This window comes from Chromohalobacter sp. HP20-39 (genome assembly GCF_033052815.1).
Taxonomy (GTDB): domain Bacteria; phylum Pseudomonadota; class Gammaproteobacteria; order Pseudomonadales; family Halomonadaceae; genus Chromohalobacter.
In genome coordinates, this window is sequence record NZ_JAWHTP010000002.1 from 434,271 (window position 1) to 451,343 (window position 17,073).

Annotated in this window: 17 protein-coding genes; 5 read left to right on the top strand and 12 right to left on the bottom strand. The window is 62.9% G+C overall.

The features are described 5' to 3' along the window. Positions 1–8: 8 nt before the first annotated feature. Both rpoZ and gmk read right to left on the bottom strand, forming a co-directional pair. Positions 9–260, bottom strand: a complete 252-nt coding sequence (rpoZ, locus tag RVY79_RS05540; protein WP_317463036.1) for a DNA-directed RNA polymerase subunit omega — start codon at positions 258–260, stop codon at positions 9–11. A 64-nt stretch (positions 261–324) separates the two neighbouring features. Continuing rightward, complete coding sequence (gene gmk, locus RVY79_RS05545) at positions 325–972, bottom strand: guanylate kinase (RefSeq protein WP_317463037.1); 648 nt, start codon at positions 970–972, stop codon at positions 325–327. Positions 973–1,080: 108 nt separating this feature from the next. Here gmk and RVY79_RS05550 point away from each other — a divergent pair, with 108 nt between their 5' ends. Then, positions 1,081–2,289 carry an MFS transporter gene (locus RVY79_RS05550; protein ID WP_317463038.1) on the top strand — a complete coding sequence of 403 codons (1,209 nt, stop codon included), beginning with the start codon at positions 1,081–1,083 and terminating at the stop codon, positions 2,287–2,289. Between the two features lie 43 nt (positions 2,290–2,332). After that, positions 2,333–3,388: a dihydroorotase gene (gene pyrC / locus RVY79_RS05555; RefSeq protein WP_317463039.1), complete on the top strand. Its 1,056-nt coding sequence runs from the start codon at positions 2,333–2,335 to the stop codon at positions 3,386–3,388. 6 nt (positions 3,389–3,394) lie between these two features. Here the strand turns inward: pyrC and RVY79_RS05560 are convergent, their stop codons facing one another. Continuing rightward, positions 3,395–3,979 carry a histidine phosphatase family protein gene (locus RVY79_RS05560; protein WP_317463040.1) on the bottom strand — a complete coding sequence of 195 codons (585 nt, stop codon included), beginning with the start codon at positions 3,977–3,979 and terminating at the stop codon, positions 3,395–3,397. Positions 3,980–4,223: 244 nt separating this feature from the next. Between RVY79_RS05560 and RVY79_RS05565 the strand changes: the two genes are divergently transcribed. Continuing rightward, positions 4,224–5,441, top strand: coding sequence for an MFS transporter (locus tag RVY79_RS05565; protein WP_317463041.1), 1,218 nt, complete (start codon positions 4,224–4,226; stop codon positions 5,439–5,441). A gap of 227 nt (positions 5,442–5,668) precedes the next feature. Continuing rightward, a complete protein-coding gene (locus RVY79_RS05570; protein ID WP_317463042.1) occupies positions 5,669–5,995 on the top strand; it encodes a 50S ribosome-binding protein YggL in 327 nt (108 codons plus the stop codon). A gap of 193 nt (positions 5,996–6,188) precedes the next feature. Here the strand turns inward: RVY79_RS05570 and RVY79_RS05575 are convergent, their stop codons facing one another. Next, positions 6,189–7,151, bottom strand: a complete 963-nt coding sequence (locus tag RVY79_RS05575; protein ID WP_317463241.1) for a LysR family transcriptional regulator — start codon at positions 7,149–7,151, stop codon at positions 6,189–6,191. A 153-nt stretch (positions 7,152–7,304) separates the two neighbouring features. On the opposite strand from RVY79_RS05575, the gene RVY79_RS05580 reads away from it, so the two are divergent. Continuing rightward, entirely contained in the window at positions 7,305–8,393 is a 1,089-nt protein-coding gene (locus tag RVY79_RS05580) for an SDR family oxidoreductase (RefSeq protein WP_317463043.1), read from the top strand. Positions 8,394–8,558: 165 nt separating this feature from the next. Here the strand turns inward: RVY79_RS05580 and nspC are convergent, their stop codons facing one another. From nspC to RVY79_RS05620, 8 genes are all read right to left on the bottom strand, one after another. Next, positions 8,559–9,731: a carboxynorspermidine decarboxylase gene (nspC, locus tag RVY79_RS05585; RefSeq protein ID WP_317463044.1), complete on the bottom strand. Its 1,173-nt coding sequence runs from the start codon at positions 9,729–9,731 to the stop codon at positions 8,559–8,561. Further along, positions 9,731–10,936: a saccharopine dehydrogenase family protein gene (locus RVY79_RS05590; protein ID WP_317463045.1), complete on the bottom strand. Its 1,206-nt coding sequence runs from the start codon at positions 10,934–10,936 to the stop codon at positions 9,731–9,733. Before RVY79_RS05590 ends, nspC begins: the two co-directional genes overlap by 1 nt. Before the next feature lie 120 nt (positions 10,937–11,056). Further along, on the bottom strand, positions 11,057–11,896 hold the full coding sequence (locus RVY79_RS05595) for an inositol monophosphatase (protein WP_317463046.1): 840 nt from the start codon (positions 11,894–11,896) through the stop codon (positions 11,057–11,059). 73 nt (positions 11,897–11,969) lie between these two features. Continuing rightward, positions 11,970–13,205 carry an MFS transporter gene (locus RVY79_RS05600; RefSeq protein WP_317463048.1) on the bottom strand — a complete coding sequence of 412 codons (1,236 nt, stop codon included), beginning with the start codon at positions 13,203–13,205 and terminating at the stop codon, positions 11,970–11,972. A gap of 241 nt (positions 13,206–13,446) precedes the next feature. After that, positions 13,447–13,752, bottom strand: a complete 306-nt coding sequence (locus RVY79_RS05605) for a transcriptional regulator (protein WP_317463049.1) — start codon at positions 13,750–13,752, stop codon at positions 13,447–13,449. Continuing rightward, complete coding sequence (locus tag RVY79_RS05610; RefSeq protein ID WP_317463050.1) at positions 13,749–15,095, bottom strand: type II toxin-antitoxin system HipA family toxin; 1,347 nt, start codon at positions 15,093–15,095, stop codon at positions 13,749–13,751. The genes RVY79_RS05605 and RVY79_RS05610 overlap by 4 nt, the downstream gene beginning before the upstream one ends. A 149-nt stretch (positions 15,096–15,244) precedes the next feature. Next, on the bottom strand, positions 15,245–16,099 hold the full coding sequence (locus RVY79_RS05615; RefSeq protein ID WP_317463051.1) for a DUF3883 domain-containing protein: 855 nt from the start codon (positions 16,097–16,099) through the stop codon (positions 15,245–15,247). A 5-nt stretch (positions 16,100–16,104) separates the two neighbouring features. Continuing rightward, positions 16,105–16,968: a YicC/YloC family endoribonuclease gene (locus RVY79_RS05620; RefSeq protein ID WP_317463052.1), complete on the bottom strand. Its 864-nt coding sequence runs from the start codon at positions 16,966–16,968 to the stop codon at positions 16,105–16,107. Positions 16,969–17,073: the final 105 nt, after the last annotated feature.

Genomic DNA, 17,073 nt, shown 5'->3' on the forward strand with positions numbered 1-17,073 from the left:
GAGAGAACTTAGTCGTTGTACTCTCGTTCGGGACGCGGCTTGGGAGCGGGCGGATCGACGACTTCGTTGAGAATGCTGACATCGACCAGGCCGGCCGCGATTTCGCGCAGCGCCATGACCGTGGGCTTGTCGTTTTCCCAAGGCAGTAGCGCATCGCGCGAGCCGCGAGCGAGCTGACGTGAACGCTGCGTGGCGATCATCACCAACTGAAAGCGGTTATCGACGTTGTCGAGGCAATCTTCTACGGTAACGCGTGCCATGAGTGTGAACCCTGATCGAGAAATGAAAACGGCTTGCGCCGGACCTACGGAAGGACCCTTGAGTCTACTCGACGTCTTCCACGCGTGACAAGAGCGCCGCCAGTAGCGGTGCGTGGGCGGCCTGGACGCGGCTTACGCGAGTCCGCTCGGCATGCACCAGGCAACTCAGCTCGTCGAGCGCATGCGCGAAGGTGTCGTTGATGATGACATGTTCGTATTCGTCATAGTGCGACATTTCGTCGACTGCGTCGCGCATGCGCCGGGCAATGGTCGCCTCGTCGTCGGTACCGCGCCCGGCAAGCCGCGCGTGGAGTGCTTCCCGGGAAGGCGGGAGGATGAACACCGAGACCGCCTCGTCGAAGGCTGCACGCACTTGGCGGGCGCCTTGCCAGTCGATTTCCAGGATCACGTCCTGGCCGGCGTCGAGCAGGGCCTGTACGGCGGCGCGCGAGGTGCCGTAGTAGTTGTCGAAGACCCGCGCATACTCGATGAAATCGCCGCTTTCGATCAGGCGCTCGAAGGTCGAGACGTCGACGAAGTGGTAGTTGACGCCGTTGTGCTCGCCGGGGCGCATGGCGCGCGTGGTGTGCGAGACGCTGACCTGGATGCCCGCGATGCGTTCGAGCAGGGCGCGTACCAGGCTGGTCTTGCCCGCACCGGAAGGCGCCGAGACGATGTAGAGTGTCCCTTTTGACGGAAGCTGAGTGGGCATAGGGCGTGTCCGATTGAGCCGCTTCTGGGGAAACGAGCATTATCGCATACACTTTGTGTCCTGCCGACATCGCGCAGGGTGCGCGTCATCTGACAAGGAACCTTTTGCATGTCCCCGACTGGTTTGTCCTCAAGTGAATCGACGACGCGGCTGGCCTTTGCCGGGGTCGCCTTCGCGTTTCTCGTGACCATGCTGGGCACGACGCTGCCGACACCGCTCTACCCAGGCTATCAGGCGGCTTTCGGCTTCTCGCAGCTCGTCATTACGGTGATCTTCGCCGCCTATGCTGTGGGTGTCATCGCCGCGTTGTTGATCACCGGACGTTGGTCGGATCAGTTGGGGCGCCGTCCGCTACTGTTTGCGGGGTTGGCGGCGGCGGCGCTTAGCGATGTCGTCTTCCTTGCGGCCGATGGTCTTTCCACGCTGCTGGTAGGGCGCGTGCTGTCGGGTATTTCGGCCGGTATCTTCACCGGCACGGCGACAGTGGCCGTGGTTGAGCTGGCACCCGAGGCCTGGAAGCGCGCGGCGACCTTCGTCGCCACCGCCGCCAACATGGGTGGCCTGGGCTTGGGGCCGGTGGTCGCGGGTGCCTTGGGTGAATATGCCGTGTGGCCGTTGCACTTGGCGTATGCCGTGCACCTGGGGCTTTTGTTGCTCGCCGTGCTGGGCGTTGCCATGGCCTCGGAAACCGTGACGCGGCCGCCCCGGGTGCGTCTGCGCATCCAGCGCCTGAAGGTGCCCGCCGAGGTGCGTGGCGTGTTCGTGCCGGCGGTGATCGCCGGGTTCGCCGGCTTTGCGGTGCTGGGATTCTTCACCGCCACCGCACCGGCCTTCATGAGCCAGGTGCTGGGGTACTCGAACCTGCTGGCGATCGGTCTGGTGGCGGGCTGCGTCTTCTTCGCCTCGACGCTGGGACAGTTCGTACAGGGGCGCCTACCCGAGGTGCATCGCCTGCCGCTGGGGTGTGCCGTGGTGATCGTCGGTGCACTGCTCGTCGGGGCCGGATTGGCGTGGGCGACGCTCTGGATCTTCCTGCTGGGAGCGCTGGTCGTCGGCCTGGGGCAGGGCATCGCCTTTCGCGCCGGGTTGGGCGCCGTGGCGGCAGTCTGCCCGCTGAATCAGCGCGGCGCGGTGACGTCGACCTTCTTCGTGGTCGTCTATGTGGCGATTTCGATTCCCGTGGTGGGCATCGGCCTGGTGGCGCGGTTCGTCGGCCTGCAAACCACCGGAGTGGGGTTCGCTATCGGCGTGGCCGCGCTGGCGGGCGTCGCTTTGGTATCATTGCAGCGTCAGCGTGCCGCCACGGCGGTGCGTTAAGCGTTTTTCGTCCGTTTTTCCGCCCGTGCCCAGGAGCCTGAGAATGTCCGAGTCCCCCACCCGTCTTCGCCTCCGCCGCCCCGACGACTGGCATCTTCACCTGCGAGACGGCGACGTGATGCGCCTGGTACTCCCTGCCACCAGTCGGGTCTATGGGCGCGCCATCGTGATGCCCAACCTGATGCCACCGATCACCACGCTGGCGGCGGCCGAGGCCTACCGCGCGCGGATTCTCGAGGCAGTGCCGACGGGTCATGACTTCACGCCGCTGATGACCTGCTACCTCAACGAGAGCGTCTCTGCCGAGACACTCGAGGCGGGGCATGCCAGTGGCTTGCTGACGGCGGCCAAGCTCTACCCGGCCAATGCCACCACCAATTCGCAGCATGGCGTCAAGCACGTCGCGGACATCTACCCGCTGCTCGAGGTGATGCAGCGGATCGGCATGCCGCTGCTGGTGCATGGCGAAGTCACGCGCGGCGAGATCGATATCTTCGATCGCGAGAAGTATTTCATCGACGAGGTGATGACTCCGCTACGCCAGCGCTTTCCGGCTCTCAAGGTGGTGTTCGAGCACATCACCACCGGCGATGCCGCGCAGTACGTCCTCGAGGGCGATGCCAATCTGGCCGCAACGCTGACGCCGCAGCATCTGGCGCACAACCGCAACGACATGCTGGTGGGCGGTATCCGTCCGCATCTGTATTGCCTGCCGATCCTCAAGCGGGCCGAGCACCAGCGGGCGTTGCGCGCGGCGGTGGCCAGCGGGCATCCCCGGTTCTTCCTGGGCACCGACTCGGCACCGCACGTGGTCGCCGCCAAGGAAGCGGCCTGCGGTTGCGCCGGCGTATTCAACGCCCAGGCGTCGTTGGCCGTCTATGCCGACGTGTTCGAGGAGGAGGGTGCGCTCGAACACTTCGCGGCATTCTGCTCCGAGAACGGGCCGCGCTTCTATGGCCTGCCGCTCAATGACGAGGAGATTGAGCTTGAACGCCGTCCCTGGACGATGCCCGAGCGCACTGCCGGTCAGGGCGAGACGCTGATACCTTTCAAGGCCGGCGAGACGCTGGCGTGGTCGGTCAACGCCGGACGCGAGTGACGCACATCAGGTCGTCGTCGACAGGCGTGGCAAGTGCGACACATCTGGCTCGCGTAACGGGCGGATTTCCCAACTGCGTATTCCGTATGGCGCTACCCATTGCGGCACGGCGTTATCGGTGCGCGGCCCGTTCGGCGTGCCGCTGTCGAGATAGCGGATCACCCGGATCAATCCGGAATGGCCGATGACCAGCGGTGTCTCGTGCTCGACGAGCAGGGCGTTGAGTGTGGCGACGATGCGGGTGACGAAACCCACCCAGCTTTCCCCGCCCTCGGGCGAGAGCAGATAAGGCATCGTCTCGGGAATGGGCTGTTCTTCGTGCTCGCCCCAATGACGTTCCTTGAGCCCTCCGATCAGACAATGCGGGGCACGTCCGGTGGCGAGCTCGGCCGTGCGTCGGGCACGCTCCAGGGGGCTGGCGACGATCAGCGGCCAGTCGATATCGCCGAGCAACGCATACGCCTGGCGCGCTTCTCGTTCGCCTTGAGCGGTGAGAGGAACATCGCGCTGGCCGGCGATCCGGCGATTCAGGTTACTGGTGCTCTGGCCATGGCGTAGAAACACGAAGGGTCGACGAATCAGCTCGGGCATGGCGATGGCTCCAGGGAAATCTTGACTCGATCCTATCAGGCCAAGCGCGGCGGAGCGCGTATTCTGTGTCATGGATGGCAATAGCCGTCATGTTAGAGCGCTTATGTTTTAGACGTAAGTCTAAATCTGAGAGAATTGACCGTTTCGGCTCACAGGTTGCGAATCGGTCGCGACATATTGTCTTCGGGACACGTTCTTCGCGATACGTTCCTCAAGATCAGGACCTCAAGACAGGAAAATGCCCATGCGCGCATCCACAGACGCGTCGACGCCTTCCGGCAGCGCCGCGCATCCACGCCTGGCGGAATTGGCCCTGGCGCTGGGCGGCTTCGGTATCGGTACCGGTGAATTCGTCATCATGGGGTTGATGGGGCGTGTCGCCGACGATCTTCAGGTGGCGATTCCCGATGTCGGCTACGCCATCAGCAGTTACGCGCTTGGGGTCGTCGTCGGCGCGCCGATCATCTCGGCCTTGGCGGCACGGTTACCCAAGCGGGCGCTTTTGATCGGACTGATGCTGCTGTTCGCCCTCGGCAACTTCGCCAGTATCATGGCGCCGCATTTCGGTACCTTCGTCGGATTACGCTTCATCGCCGGCCTGCCGCACGGCGCCTACTTCGGTGTCGCGGCGTTAGTGGCCGCGGCGGCGGTGCCCGTCGATCAACGCGCCCGGGCGGTGGCGCGCGTCATGACCGGGCTGACCGTGGCGATTCTGATCGGTGCGCCGCTGGCCACCTGGGTGGGCAATTTGATCGGCTGGCAGGCAGCCTTCGCCGGCGTGGGCGGCATCGCGCTGCTGACGGCGCTGATGGTGCGCCTGTGGGTGCCGTATCAGCCCGCCGACCGTCAGGCCAGTCCCAAGCGCGAGCTGGGCGCGATGATCAAGCCACGCGTGCTGTTCACGCTGGGCGTGGCCTGTTTTGGGTGCGGCGGCATGTTCGCGGTGTTCAGTTATGTCATGCCCACGCTCACCGAGCAGGCCGGCATGGCCGAGTCGCTGGGGCCGCTGGTGCTGGCGATTTTCGGGGTGGGCACCATCTTGGGTAATTTCGCCGGTGCGCGTATCGCCGACTGGAATCTCCTGCGTGGCATTCCGCTCATTCTGCTGTGGGTGGCGTGCGTGCAAGGTGGCTTTTACTTCGCCGCCAACTCGGTGTGGGCAGGCTTCTTGTTCGTGGCGTTGGTCGGAACCAGCATGGCCGTCGCCCCCGCCATGCAGACTCGGTTGATGGACGTCGCCGAAGACGCCCAGACTATGGCCGCCTCGCTCAATCACGCCGCCTTCAACATGGCCAACGCACTCGGCGCTTGGCTGGCCGGCGTGACCATCAAGGCAGGGCTGGCGTGGTCATCCACCGGCCTGGTGGGCGCCTCTCTCGCCTTATTGGGCATCGCAATCTTCGCCACCGGCCGCTGGCTGGAAAAACGCGAGGCATTGCAGCAGCCCGCCGCCTCGTCATAAGGCAAGCCGCGAGTGGTGTGTGTACGTCGCTTGCGGCCGCCACGCTCCTCGAATGGCCGCCCTCTCGGGTGCTTTAATTTTCCGGTAACATTTAAGTTTTTCCTTATTCTTGCCGATAGGTCTTGAGGGGACGTGTCGCTCAGCCGCTTCGCAAGGTAAAAATGCGCGCGATACTGAGCGGGGCCGGGCCATTGAAACCACCAGGTGGACGTCGGGGAGAAAACGCTATGTCGGGGATGGAAGATGGGGGCGTAGTACGGGAAGAGGGGCAATTCGCGGTACTTGGGTTTGCGGTGTCATGCCGTCTGCAGGACGTCGGACAAGACGATGCGTCGCGGTTTCTCGATGCTCTGGAGGCACAACTCGAATCGCACGGCCTGATCATGGGCGGTGGGATCGACGCGGATCGGCTGGACGTCTTCGTCCTGCCGCGCAAAGACGCTGACGCTACTGATAGCGACCACCGCCTCGTGTTGGCCGAGTGGCTCGATCGGCAGCCGCTGTGCGCCGAGGTTGCGGTGGGCGATTGGGTGGATGCTTACGGGGTGGAGTAACACTCGCGGTTCAAGCGCCTCTGCCTGTGGCCGGGTGTCGTTTCGATTGCTGTTTCGATTGCAATTGCGGCCTCAGACGTAACGGCCCGAGTCGTCTTTCGATGCCTCGGGCCGTTGAAGTTACGCCCGAGAGATGGGCGCAAGATATCGTCGATTGTCAGGTAAAGCCTGGGCGATGCTCAAACTTCGACGTTCAGCGTCTCGTCGATATTGCCCGGGTAGCGTCTATTCGTTCACGCCACCGATCCCAGGCGGGCTGGGGTTCCAGCGAGTCGAGTAAATAATCCAGAAGCGCGCGCACCTTGCGCGTGCGTAGTCGGCGTTCGGTGGTCAGCACGTGGATGTCGCGGCGACCGGGCATGACCTCGCCGCGCCATGCTTCCAGAACTGGAACCAGTTCGCCCCGCGACAGCGCATCACTGATGAGCCAGGTCGGAAACAGCACCAGACCCTGTCCCATCAGCGCGGCTTGCAGGAGGCTTTCGGCGTCGTTGCTGTAGAGATTGCCGGTGACCTCGAACGGGGTCGAGCCGCTCTGTTCCGGTGCCTGGAAATACCAGCGCTGGCGGCCCATCTCGCCCTGATAGAGCAGACAGTTATGATCACTCAGCGCCTCGGGTGTCTCCGGCGCGCCGTGCGCGTCGAGATAGCGCGGCGCGGCGGCCACCACGTAGTTCATCGGGGCCAGGCGGCGCGCCACCAGCGAGGAGTCGGCCAGGTCGCCGACCCGAAAGGTGATGTCATGGCCCTCGCGCACCGGGTCGACGACCTGGTCGCTCAGCTGCAGCTCGACGGTGATACCGGCATGGCGGTGCTGGAAACGGTGCAGCAACGGCACGATCTGGCGCTGACCGAAGGCGACCGGTGCGTTGATCCGCAGCACGCCACTGGGCTCGGTGTCGGGATACGCCAAGGCTTCGGTGGCGAGATCGAGCCGTTCCAGAATCTCACGAACTTCCTCGTAGTAGCGCCAACCCGCCTCGGTCAGCGTGACCGCGCGTGTATGCCGATAGAGTAGCGGCTGCCCCAGCGACTCTTCCAGCCCGCGGATCTGGCGGGATACCGAGGAGACCGCGCGGTGAAAGTGGCGCGCAGTGGCGGTGAAGCTACCGGTGGCGGCGACGCGTTCGAACACGCGCAACGCATTGAGATCCATCGTGTTGCGATCCATTGAATTGAAATTCATCAAGTTGCGTCTTGTGCAATAAAGATTTGCGACGCTTTCGATTGTAGCAATGATTAAAGCCTACCAGACTCCCACCATCGATTCGGCGCATTCGTCGAGTCCCTTTCGAGGAGGATATAGAGCATGCGTAAAGGCACTGCACTCGTGGTTGGCGCCACCGGGATTACCGGCGGCAATCTGGCGGCGTATCTGGTCGCCAGCGGCTGGACCGTCTACGGCCTTTCACGTCGCGCCACCGAGCAGAGCGGCGTGATTCCCGTCACCGCCGACCTGCTGGACGAAGCCGCCACCGCGCAGGCGCTGGCCGGCCTGCCGATTACCCACGTCTTCTACTGCACCTGGATTCGTCGCGACAACGAGAAGGCCAACGTCGAAGCCAACAGCCAGATGATGCGCAATCTGTTCGCCGCGCTCGACAGCGATAACCTCGATCACGCTTCGCTGGTAACCGGCACCAAGCAGTATCTGGGCTCGTTCGAGGCCTACGGCAGCGGCCGCATCGAGACGCCGTTCCGCGAATCTGAGCCGCGCGTGCCGGGCGACAACTTCTACTACGCGCTGGAGGACGTGCTGTTCGACGCCGCCGAGCGTCACGGCTTCGCCTGGAACGTGCACCGCCCGCACACGGTGATCGGCTATGCCCGCGGCAATGCCATGAACATGGGCACGACGATCGCCGTCTACGCCTCGATCTGCAAGGAAACCGGCCAGCCGTTCGTGTTCCCCGGCTCGCAAATCCAGTGGAATGCGCTCACCGACATGACCGATGCGCTGGTACTGGCACGGCAGATGGAATGGGCCGCGACCACGCCGGGTGCAGCGAATCAGGCCTTCAACACCGTCAATGGCGATGTGTTCCGCTGGCGCCGGATGTGGCGCGAGATCGGCGAGTATTTTGGTCTCGAAGTGCAGGGTCCCGAGGTTCAGAGGCCCGAAGCCTCGGACGACCCGGATACGATGCAGCCGCTGGAAGTGCAGATGGCAGGCATCGAATCGACCTGGCGCGAGATGGCGGAGAAGCACGGCCTGGTCGAACCAGATGTCGCCAAGCTGGCCTCCTGGTGGCACACCGATGCCGATCTGGGCCGCGATCAGGAGTGCGTCAACGACACCACCAAGTCTCGCGACTTCGGCTTCGATCACTTCCGCGAGACACGGGCGGCGTTCTTCGACCTGTTCGCCCGCCTGCGCGCGGAGAAGATCATTCCCTGATCGGTCTTCCTGAGTGTTTTTGTGATCGGCTGTAGGTTTTTATTGACCGTAAGTCTTTATCAACGACAGCAAGAAAACCGGCGCCGAGAAGGCGCCGGTTTTCGTCGTCATGACCCCGCTGAAGCCGCATCGCCTTCTTGCCGAGCACTTCCGTTCGTTAGCGCCTCAACTCAGCCGCTGCATGTAGTCGACGTAACCGAAGGTCTTGATCGTGCGGATTTCGCGGCTGGTTTCGTCGATCCGGCAGATCGACGGTAGGCGGATGCCGTTGAAGGTGGTGTTCTTGACCATGGTGTAGTGGGCCATGTCGGTGAACACCAGCCGGTCGCCGATGGCGAGCGGCGCATCGAATGAGTAGTCGCCGATCACGTCGCCGGCCAGGCAGGTGGTGCCGCCCAAACGGTAGGTGTGGGCCTTCTCGCCGGGCTTGGCGCCACCGATGATCTCGGGACGGTAGGGCATTTCCAGTACGTCCGGCATGTGCGCGGTGGCGGAGGTATCAAGAATGGCAATGGGGCCGTCGTTGTCGACGATATCCAGCACGCTGCAGACGAGATAACCCGTGTTCAGTGCGATCGCCTCGCCCGGTTCCAGGTAGACCTCGAGGTGCGGATAGCGTGCCTTGAAGTCACGAATCAGCCGGACCAGCCGCTCCACATCGTAGTCGCCGCGGGTGATGTGATGGCCGCCGCCGAAGTTGACCCAGCGCAGTTGCGGCAGGTACTGGCCGAAGCGGGCCTCGAAGGCGTCGAGCGTGGCTTCCAGGGCGTCGCTGTTCTGCTCGCACAGCGCATGGAAGTGCAGGCCTTCCAGCCCGTCGAGGTCGTCCGGCGCGAGGTTGGCCGCGCGCGTGCCGAGTCGCGATCCCGGCGCGCAGGGGTCGTAGAGGGCGACCTCGCCGGTCGAGTGCTCGGGATTGACCCGCAGCCCGCACGAGATGTTGCGCGGTGCCGAGGCGACCGTGTCGCGAAAGCGCCGCCACTGGCCCGGTGAGTTGAAACTCAGGTGATCCGCGTAGCGCAGCACCACGTCCATCTCCGGCGCGGTGAACGCCGGCGAATAGACGTGGACCTCGCCGCCAAAGTGATCAAAGCCCAGGCGGGCTTCGTCCTGCCCGCTGGAGGTGGTGCCCACCAGGTACTGGCTTATCAGCGGGAAGGCGTCCCACATGGCGAAGCCCTTCAGCGCCAGCAGGATCTTCGCCCCGCTGCGTGCCTGAACCTCCTTCAGGAGCTCCAGGTTGCGACGCAGCAGGGCGTCGTCGACCACGTAGGCCGGCGACGGGCAGGCCCCAATGTCGAACGGATAAGCGTCGAACGGGTATGTCGCTTCCGCCATCACGAATCCGCCAGCGGATCGTCGTCGGGGTCGAGCTCGACCATCTGCCACGGCAGGCCCATGTCGCCGATGCGCTCCATGAACGGATCGGGGTCGAGCTGCTCGACGTTGTAGACGCCGTCGCCCTTCCAGATACCCTGGAGCATCAGCATGGCGCCGGTCACCGCCGGTACGCCGGTGGTGTAGGAGATCGCCTGGGACTTGACCTCCTGGTAGCTTTTCTCGTGGTCGCTGATGTTGTAGATGTGGACCTTGCGACGCTTGCCGTCCTTGATGCCGTCGAGGATCACGCCGATGTTGGTCTTGCCCTTGGTGCGCGGGCCGAGTGACGCGGGATCGGGAAGTACCGACTTGAGGAACTGCAGCGGCGAGATCTTGCAGCCGTTGACGTTAATCGGCTCGATGCTGGTCATGCCGACGTTTTCCAGCACCTTGAGATGCGTCAGATATTTCTCGGAGAAGGTCATCCAGAAGCGGATACGCTCGATGCCCTTGATGTTCTGTGCCAGCGATTCCAGCTCCTCGTGGTAGAGCAGGTAAATGTCCTTCTCGCCGATGCCGTCGAAGTCGAAGGTGCGCTTCTCGGCCAGCGGCGCGGTCTCCTTCCACTCGCCTTTCTCCCAGTAGCGGCCATTCGCGCTGATCTCGCGAATGTTGATCTCGGGGTTGAAGTTGGTGGCGAACGGGTAGCCGTGGTCGCCGCCGTTGGCATCCAGAATGTCGATTCGGTGGATTTCGTCGAACAGGTTCTTCTGGCCGTAGGCGCAGTAGATATTGGTCATGCCGGGGTCGAAGCCGCAGCCCAGCGTGGCCATGTTGCCGGCCTTGGCGAAGCGCTCCTGGAACGCCCACTGCTCCTTGTACTCGAACTTGGCCTCGTCCGGATGCTCGTAGTTGGCGGTGTCCAGGTAGGGCACGCCGGTGCGCAGGCAGGCTTCCATGATGGTCAGGTCCTGATAGGGCAGGGCCACATGGATCAGCACGTCGGGCTGGAAGGACTCGATCAGCGCGATCAGCGCCTCGACGTCATCGGCATCGACCTGGGCGGTCTGGATGGGGCGGTCCAGTTGGTCCGCGATCGCCTTGCACTTCGCTTCGTTGCGACTGGCCAGACAGATTTCGTGGAACACCTCGGGGTGCTGCGCGCACTTGTGAGTCACCACACCACCGACGCCGCCGGCGCCAATAATCAAGGCTTTGCTCATAGGGTTCGGATCCAGATCGGGGAAATGGAAAGGAATGACGATAAAGGGCCAATGATCGCACTCTTGAGGCTGGTCGCAAGGGGTTTTAGCGTCAAGTCCGAGATGCAAGGGGCCTCGCGTTCAGAACAGAAACGCAAACTTCTCGCGCAGCTGCTCCCAATGCGCTCGCGAGCTGGCCGCCAGCACCGTGCCCTGGTGAATCGTCGGTTGGTAGGGCGTGCCGTCGAGCAGCGCCGAATAACCGCCGGCTTCCTGATGGATCATCAGCCCCGCGGCGTGATCCCACGGCATCAGCTTGCCGGTCAGCATGAAGTCGACGAAGCCGAACGCCAGGGTGCGATATTCATGGCAGGCGCAGCCGAACGCCATCATGCGCTGGAAGTCGGGGAAGGTCGCCGCCAGCTGGTACTGCTGGGGCTTGGGGAACAGCCGGATCGAGGTTGAACCGACCATCTCGTCGAACCTTTTGGTGTCCGAGACCTGCAGCTGGCGCTGGGTGCCGTCGGGGCGGCCGAACCAGGCGCCTTCGCCATGGCGGGCGACGATCCAATCGTCCGCTAGCGGATCGTAAAGCAGGCCGAAGATCGTCTCGCCGAAACGGGTCGCCGCCAGAATCACCCCGAATTGATTCAGTCCGCGGGCGAAGTTCCAGGTGCCGTCGACCGGGTCGATAATCATCGCCAGCTCGGCACCGGCGATATCGTCGAGATTCGCGCTGCCATCGGCGACCGCTTCCTCGCCGATCACCGTTGCCGCCGGCAGCAGCTCGCGGATCGCCGCCGTCATCATGCGTTCCGCGCCCTGATCGGCATCGGTCACCAGATCGTCCGGCGCGCTCTTCGAGCGGATCGCGTCTTCGGAGAGGTTACGAAAGCGCGGCAGGATTTCGGTCTTGGCGGCATCGCGCACGATCTCGATCAGGCGTTGCTGTTGCTCGAGGCTGATGGCACTGGCGGGCATGCGAATCTCCTGGGTCGTGGGTCTCTTTCCTAGGGTATCCGATTCCGGCGCCGGGGTCCGTCTCGCCGCCCCGTCATTCCGCCCCCTGTGTCGACGCCACCTGACGATCGCGCCCGGCGCCCAGCGCCATGACCAGCGCGCACAGCCCAATTGCGCTCACCAGAAAACCCACCACGTTCCAGCCACCGCTCCAGTCGTGCAGCACGCCGACCAGCAGTGGTCCCATCGCCGCCAGGGTGTAGCCGATGCCCTGGGCCATCGCCGAAAGACTGGCCGCCGTGGTGGCATCCGGCGCACGCAGGGCCAGCAGGGTCAACGCCATGCTGAACGTACCGCCCTGGCCCAGGCCCAGCACTACGATCCACAGCCAGATGCTTGCGACCGGGGCGTAGAGGCAGCCCAGCAGCCCGGTCAGAGTAAGTGTCATTACGCCGATCAGCACCGCCCGCTGGTCGCGCATGCGGCTGCCGATCCATGGTGCCAGAATCGCCGTGGTCACCTGCAGCAGGATCGATACCGACAGTGCCAGCCCCGCGGTGACCGCCGCCAACCCGCGATCCTGCAGGATCGTCGGTAGCCAGCCGAACACGATATAGGCCAGCGACGACTGCAACCCCATGAACAGCGACACCTGCCACGCCAGCGAGTCGTGACGCAGCCGCGCACCGCGACGCGCAGGAACGCGAGTGGGTTTGGTGCCCTTGAGCTGCGGCAGCCAGAACAGCGCGGCGATCACCGCCGGTAGTAGCCAGAATGCCAGCGCGCCTTGCCAGGGACTGTATGAAGCCCCCTGTGAAGCCCCTTGCCAAACACTGGCCAACGCCTGACGCAGCGGCTCGGTGGCACCCGCGGCAGCGGATGCGCCGAGATTGAGCGCTACGGTGTAGAGGCCGGTCATGATGCTGACGCGCCGGGGGAAGTCCCGCTTGACGATGCCCGGCAGCAACACTCCGATGATGCCGATACAACCACCTGCGACCGCCGTGCCCAGGAACAGCCCCGCTGTGCCGATATAGGGTCGCACGAGCAACGCCACCGCCAACACCAGCAGCGCGGCGAACACGCTGCGCTCCGGACCGATGCGTCGCACCATGCGTGGCGCCAGCGGCGCTGCGATTCCCAGAAACAGCACCGGCAGCGTGGTCAGAATGCCCTGCCAACTGGATGAGAGCGCCAGCTCCTCACCGATGCTGCCGAGAACCGGCGCAACGCTGGTCAGTGCCGGGCGGAGGTTGAGCGCTACCAGCAGCAGCGCGACGAGAGTCAGAACGCCCCGGCGGGGCATCGCGGAAGTCGACAAGAGGACCATCCTTGGAAATCGAAAGATATTACGTCACGACGGCAAAGCCGAGGAGGCAAGGGTAGCCGATTACGACCAAAACCGGGATGGTTCTACGCCAATCGTCGAGTGTCGGTAGTGATTTCGACTCCATGGGTGGGTATTGGCCGAGTGACTTGCTCAGCAGTTGATATGCACGGAAGTGGCGGTGGGCGTCTGGGGGATGCTTATTGGGTGGAGTGACAAACGCGTTGCTATTCACGGACCTGTTTCAATCGCGGTTCAAGAGCCGCTGCCGCAGTGCAGGACTCTTGGGCAACAATCCCACGCTCAGCCCGAAGGGGCGAAAGGCACTATTCAGGAGTATGAGCGACTGGCTGCCCTTGTCGGTCTCGATGTCCGAGAGTGTACGCCGGCTGATCCTAGTCAGCGCCGCATACTCGGTCTGGTTCATGGCCAACACCTCGCGGCGCAGCTTTCTGAGTACGGCGCCGGGCGTCGTGCGTTCGGCAAGTAACGCTTCGACTTGCTCAAGCAGTAGGGTTTCTCGTTCGGCCGGTGAAAGAGGCGTTTTCATACGAGGTTCCATCGATGAAGGCGCTCGTCCAGTCGCGCGAACCCTATGGAGGGAAAGTCGAGAATGGTGCGTGGCACGCCGCGCTGGGCCAGCCGCTCATGGAGCCCGAGCAGCTTTTGGGCCAGCGTGCGGAGTTCCGCGATCAACTGCTCTTCTGGCACGTAAGCGGATAGCGCCTTGGCAATGGCGTACCAATCAAAGTAACCGCCCGCTTCAAGGGGCGTGCCCCAGGTGGTGGTGCGTGTAACGCCTTCCGGGTCGGCCTTCATCGGCGCGAAGTCGTAGATGGGCGCTAACGTCATGCCATCGGGGCGTTTGATGATCGCCGTGTTACGGCCGTGATTGTCGGAATTACCGAATGCGACATTCAGCAGGTCACGCTTCACAAGCTCGATTACCAACGAGGCGGCATCGAATGTCGCCCCCTCGGTTTGGACGCGAGACTGACGGCTCAATCGTGCGACCAGTGTGTCGATGACCTCAAGCATGCTGAGGTACGCTCCGGGCCCTTTTTCCATGATCGAGTAGACCGATTCCAGTCCGTACAGGGTGCGCTGGCCTGCCTCGAAAGCCACGTCGAAACGCGGCAACCAGAGCGAAGGGTAGCGAGCTCCCTCCTCAAGTCGCATGCCGGTGGTATCGATGGTCTCCATCCCGAGCGCTGCGAGTTCGTGATAGAAGTAATACTCGGCGCGCAGGATATCGCAGTCGATTCCATCACGCCGATTGCGCGGGAACTTGACTAGGTAATGTTGATCCTGAAGCGTCTGCTCGTCCTGCCAGGTGTCGATCCATACTCTATTCTCGGGCGAGCAGCGCAGTAACAGCTTGGGCGCTTCACCACCCGCGCCGGTGGCCCCGCCGCTGGCTGCCCCCATTTGTTGTGCGTACTCCAGGAAGTCGGTATGTCGCTCGATCACGTCCTGAGCCGGGAAGCGAATCTGTGTGAGTGGTCCGTCTGACACTTGGGGCGGAACCGCCTCTCTAATACGCAAATTCCCCACTGGCGCAATTGTGCCGTGACGCAGTAGTTCGAAATCCTGCTCGCCGGGAGGCAGATGATCGATACCCAGTTGCTGGATCCAGTACCGGCGACTGGCGCCCGCTGGCATGAGGTCATCCAGAAAGGCGAACCAGTGTGCACCATGAAACTGTTCCATCAAGCGTACGGGATAGTTGACGCCGCAGGCACGCTCGTCATCGCACTCCATCCAATCCACGGCGTAATATTGCTCGTAGCCCAGAGACGCCGGTCCGCGTCGCCCCTTCTCGGGGTACGGAATCGATAGAATGGCGGCATCATGCCATCGGTGTTGATGAAAGATCTGTAGTGTAAGCGTCATGACCAAACCTTGAGCAAAAAAGCGCTCAAAAAGAAGATACGCAAAACATTATGAGCAAGATACCACTCATAAAAAAGCGATGAGCGATATTTTGGGTAAAATATTGCTCATTATAGGTCTTGGCACCTTCCCTCTTGAATTTGGATGCGTCAGCGCACGCCCGCCCGATAGCTGTTGGGTTCGAGCCATAAATGATCATGCAGGTCACCCTGGAGGCAGAACATTCGCGGCCGCTGCCGGAAGTCGAATAGGCGGAAGAGGTGGTAGCGGTCGGCGTAAGAGCGAGAACAGGCCAGTTCATTGGGTGAGATGAAGAAGGCGCTTTCGATGGCGAATGCCGTCGTTTTGACTTCGATCCATCGCTCACGACCATCTGCTTCGAATGAGAGCACGTCAAAACCTGCACCGTCGCCTTGTGTCTCCGCGACGTGTTCGACCTTTTCGGCCAGCTTGTCATGGCCGTCCTGCTTCAAGCGATGTTGTTCGTAGCTGACCACGAAATGCTCGCCGGCCAGACCGAGCTCGCGGTTTTGTGCCTCGCGCGCCAAATAATCCCGCTTGAGGGGCTTTCGTTCATAGGCAGCGGGCTTCTCATTGATCTCTTGGTGCGGCCGCGACGGTTCGGGAGGCGTGACGATAATGACATCGTTGGCTGGCTCAGCCGCATCGACCGCCGGGCGTTCGGTCGCTAAGCGAGCCGCGCGATCGAAGAGTTCGCTACCTAGCAGTACGCGCTCGACGGCCTCGACCAGCACTCCTTGATAGTTGCTCAAGGGCTTGTAGCCATCAACGTAAGGGCAGTCTGCGTCGCGCAGTACGGCGCTGATATTGCGATGTTTGTACTCGATGGAAGACCTTGAACGATCATGAAGGCGCTCCATCAGCGCCTGATTGAGTTGGCGCTTGTTGTAGCGCTGCCCACTCAGTTCGGCTACCAGCATTTGCCGGTATGTAGCGACGATGGTTTCGACTTCGGTAACGCTCCAGGGTGCCGCGCGACGCATGCCACTTACTCCAAATTCTGGATCTGTTCCCGCATCTGTTCGATCAACACCTTCAGCTCCACCGCGCAGCGGGTGGTGTCGGCGACGACGGATTTCGAGGAGAGGGTGTTGGCTTCGCGGTTGAGTTCCTGCATCAGGAAGTCGAGGCGGCGGCCGACGGGGCCTTTTTGCGTGAGCTGACGTTCGACCTCGGCCACATGGGTCTCGAGGCGGTCGAGTTCTTCGGCGACGTCGGCTTTCTGGGCGAGCAGGGCGATTTCGGTCTCGATGCGCTGGGGGTCGAGCTCGGCCTTGAAGGCGGTCAGGCGCTCGACTAACTGCTCGCGCTGGCGTTCCAGAATCTCGGGCAAATGGGCGCGGACCTCGGCGACCACGGCGCGAATGCCTTCAAGCCGGTCGCGGATCAACTGCGCGAGACGTTCGCCTTCGCGGGCGCGGCCGGCGATCAGGTCGTCCAGCGCGGCATCGAAAAGTGCGTGGGCGGCATGCTGGACACGCTCGAGGTCGAGCCCGTCGCTTTCCAGTACGCCGGGGTGATCGAGCAGCGCCAGCGCATCGGGCATGGTGGCATCGGGAATCTGTGCGCGTACTGTACCCAGTGCCTGGGCCAGAGTGGCCAGGCGTGTCTCGTTGACGCGGAGCGTGGTGTTGCCGTGAGCCGGTTCGAATCGCAGTGTGCATTCGACCTTGCCGCGTGAGAGGCGCTTGCGCAACGCATCGCGATAATGCGGCTCAAGGTCGCGCAGATTATCCGGCAGGCGGAAATGCGGTTCCAGGTAGCGCTGATTCACCGAGCGCAACTCGAGCTGCAAGCTGCCCCAGTCGGCGTCCTGTGTCTGCCGGGTGAAGGCGGTCATGCTGTAAGCCATGCGATTCTCCTGCGCTGCGAAGCCATTCTTGAATCTTGCAGTCTAACCGATTCACGGTCCGCTTGAGGCTCGCTTGAGTGTAGAATGCGCGGATTGCTGCGGCGT

Bases quoted from the DNA above. Each gene is read 5' to 3' on its own strand.
- rpoZ (WP_317463036.1), bottom strand. From the start codon at position 260: ATGGCACGCGTTACCGTAGAAGATTGCCTCGACAACGTCGATAACCGC.
- gmk (WP_317463037.1), bottom strand. From the start codon at position 972: ATGCCCACTCAGCTTCCGTCAAAAGGGACACTCTACATCGTCTCGGCG.
- RVY79_RS05550 (WP_317463038.1), top strand. From the start codon at position 1,081: ATGTCCCCGACTGGTTTGTCCTCAAGTGAATCGACGACGCGGCTGGCC.
- pyrC (WP_317463039.1), top strand. From the start codon at position 2,333: ATGTCCGAGTCCCCCACCCGTCTTCGCCTCCGCCGCCCCGACGACTGG.
- RVY79_RS05560 (WP_317463040.1), bottom strand. From the start codon at position 3,979: ATGCCCGAGCTGATTCGTCGACCCTTCGTGTTTCTACGCCATGGCCAG.
- RVY79_RS05565 (WP_317463041.1), top strand. From the start codon at position 4,224: ATGCGCGCATCCACAGACGCGTCGACGCCTTCCGGCAGCGCCGCGCAT.
- RVY79_RS05570 (WP_317463042.1), top strand. From the start codon at position 5,669: ATGTCGGGGATGGAAGATGGGGGCGTAGTACGGGAAGAGGGGCAATTC.
- RVY79_RS05575 (WP_317463241.1), bottom strand. From the start codon at position 7,151: ATGGATCTCAATGCGTTGCGCGTGTTCGAACGCGTCGCCGCCACCGGT.
- RVY79_RS05580 (WP_317463043.1), top strand. From the start codon at position 7,305: ATGCGTAAAGGCACTGCACTCGTGGTTGGCGCCACCGGGATTACCGGC.
- nspC (WP_317463044.1), bottom strand. From the start codon at position 9,731: ATGGCGGAAGCGACATACCCGTTCGACGCTTATCCGTTCGACATTGGG.
- RVY79_RS05590 (WP_317463045.1), bottom strand. From the start codon at position 10,936: ATGAGCAAAGCCTTGATTATTGGCGCCGGCGGCGTCGGTGGTGTGGTG.
- RVY79_RS05595 (WP_317463046.1), bottom strand. From the start codon at position 11,896: ATGCCCGCCAGTGCCATCAGCCTCGAGCAACAGCAACGCCTGATCGAG.
- RVY79_RS05600 (WP_317463048.1), bottom strand. From the start codon at position 13,205: ATGGTCCTCTTGTCGACTTCCGCGATGCCCCGCCGGGGCGTTCTGACT.
- RVY79_RS05605 (WP_317463049.1), bottom strand. From the start codon at position 13,752: ATGAAAACGCCTCTTTCACCGGCCGAACGAGAAACCCTACTGCTTGAG.
- RVY79_RS05610 (WP_317463050.1), bottom strand. From the start codon at position 15,095: ATGACGCTTACACTACAGATCTTTCATCAACACCGATGGCATGATGCC.
- RVY79_RS05615 (WP_317463051.1), bottom strand. From the start codon at position 16,099: ATGCGTCGCGCGGCACCCTGGAGCGTTACCGAAGTCGAAACCATCGTC.
- RVY79_RS05620 (WP_317463052.1), bottom strand. From the start codon at position 16,968: ATGGCTTACAGCATGACCGCCTTCACCCGGCAGACACAGGACGCCGAC.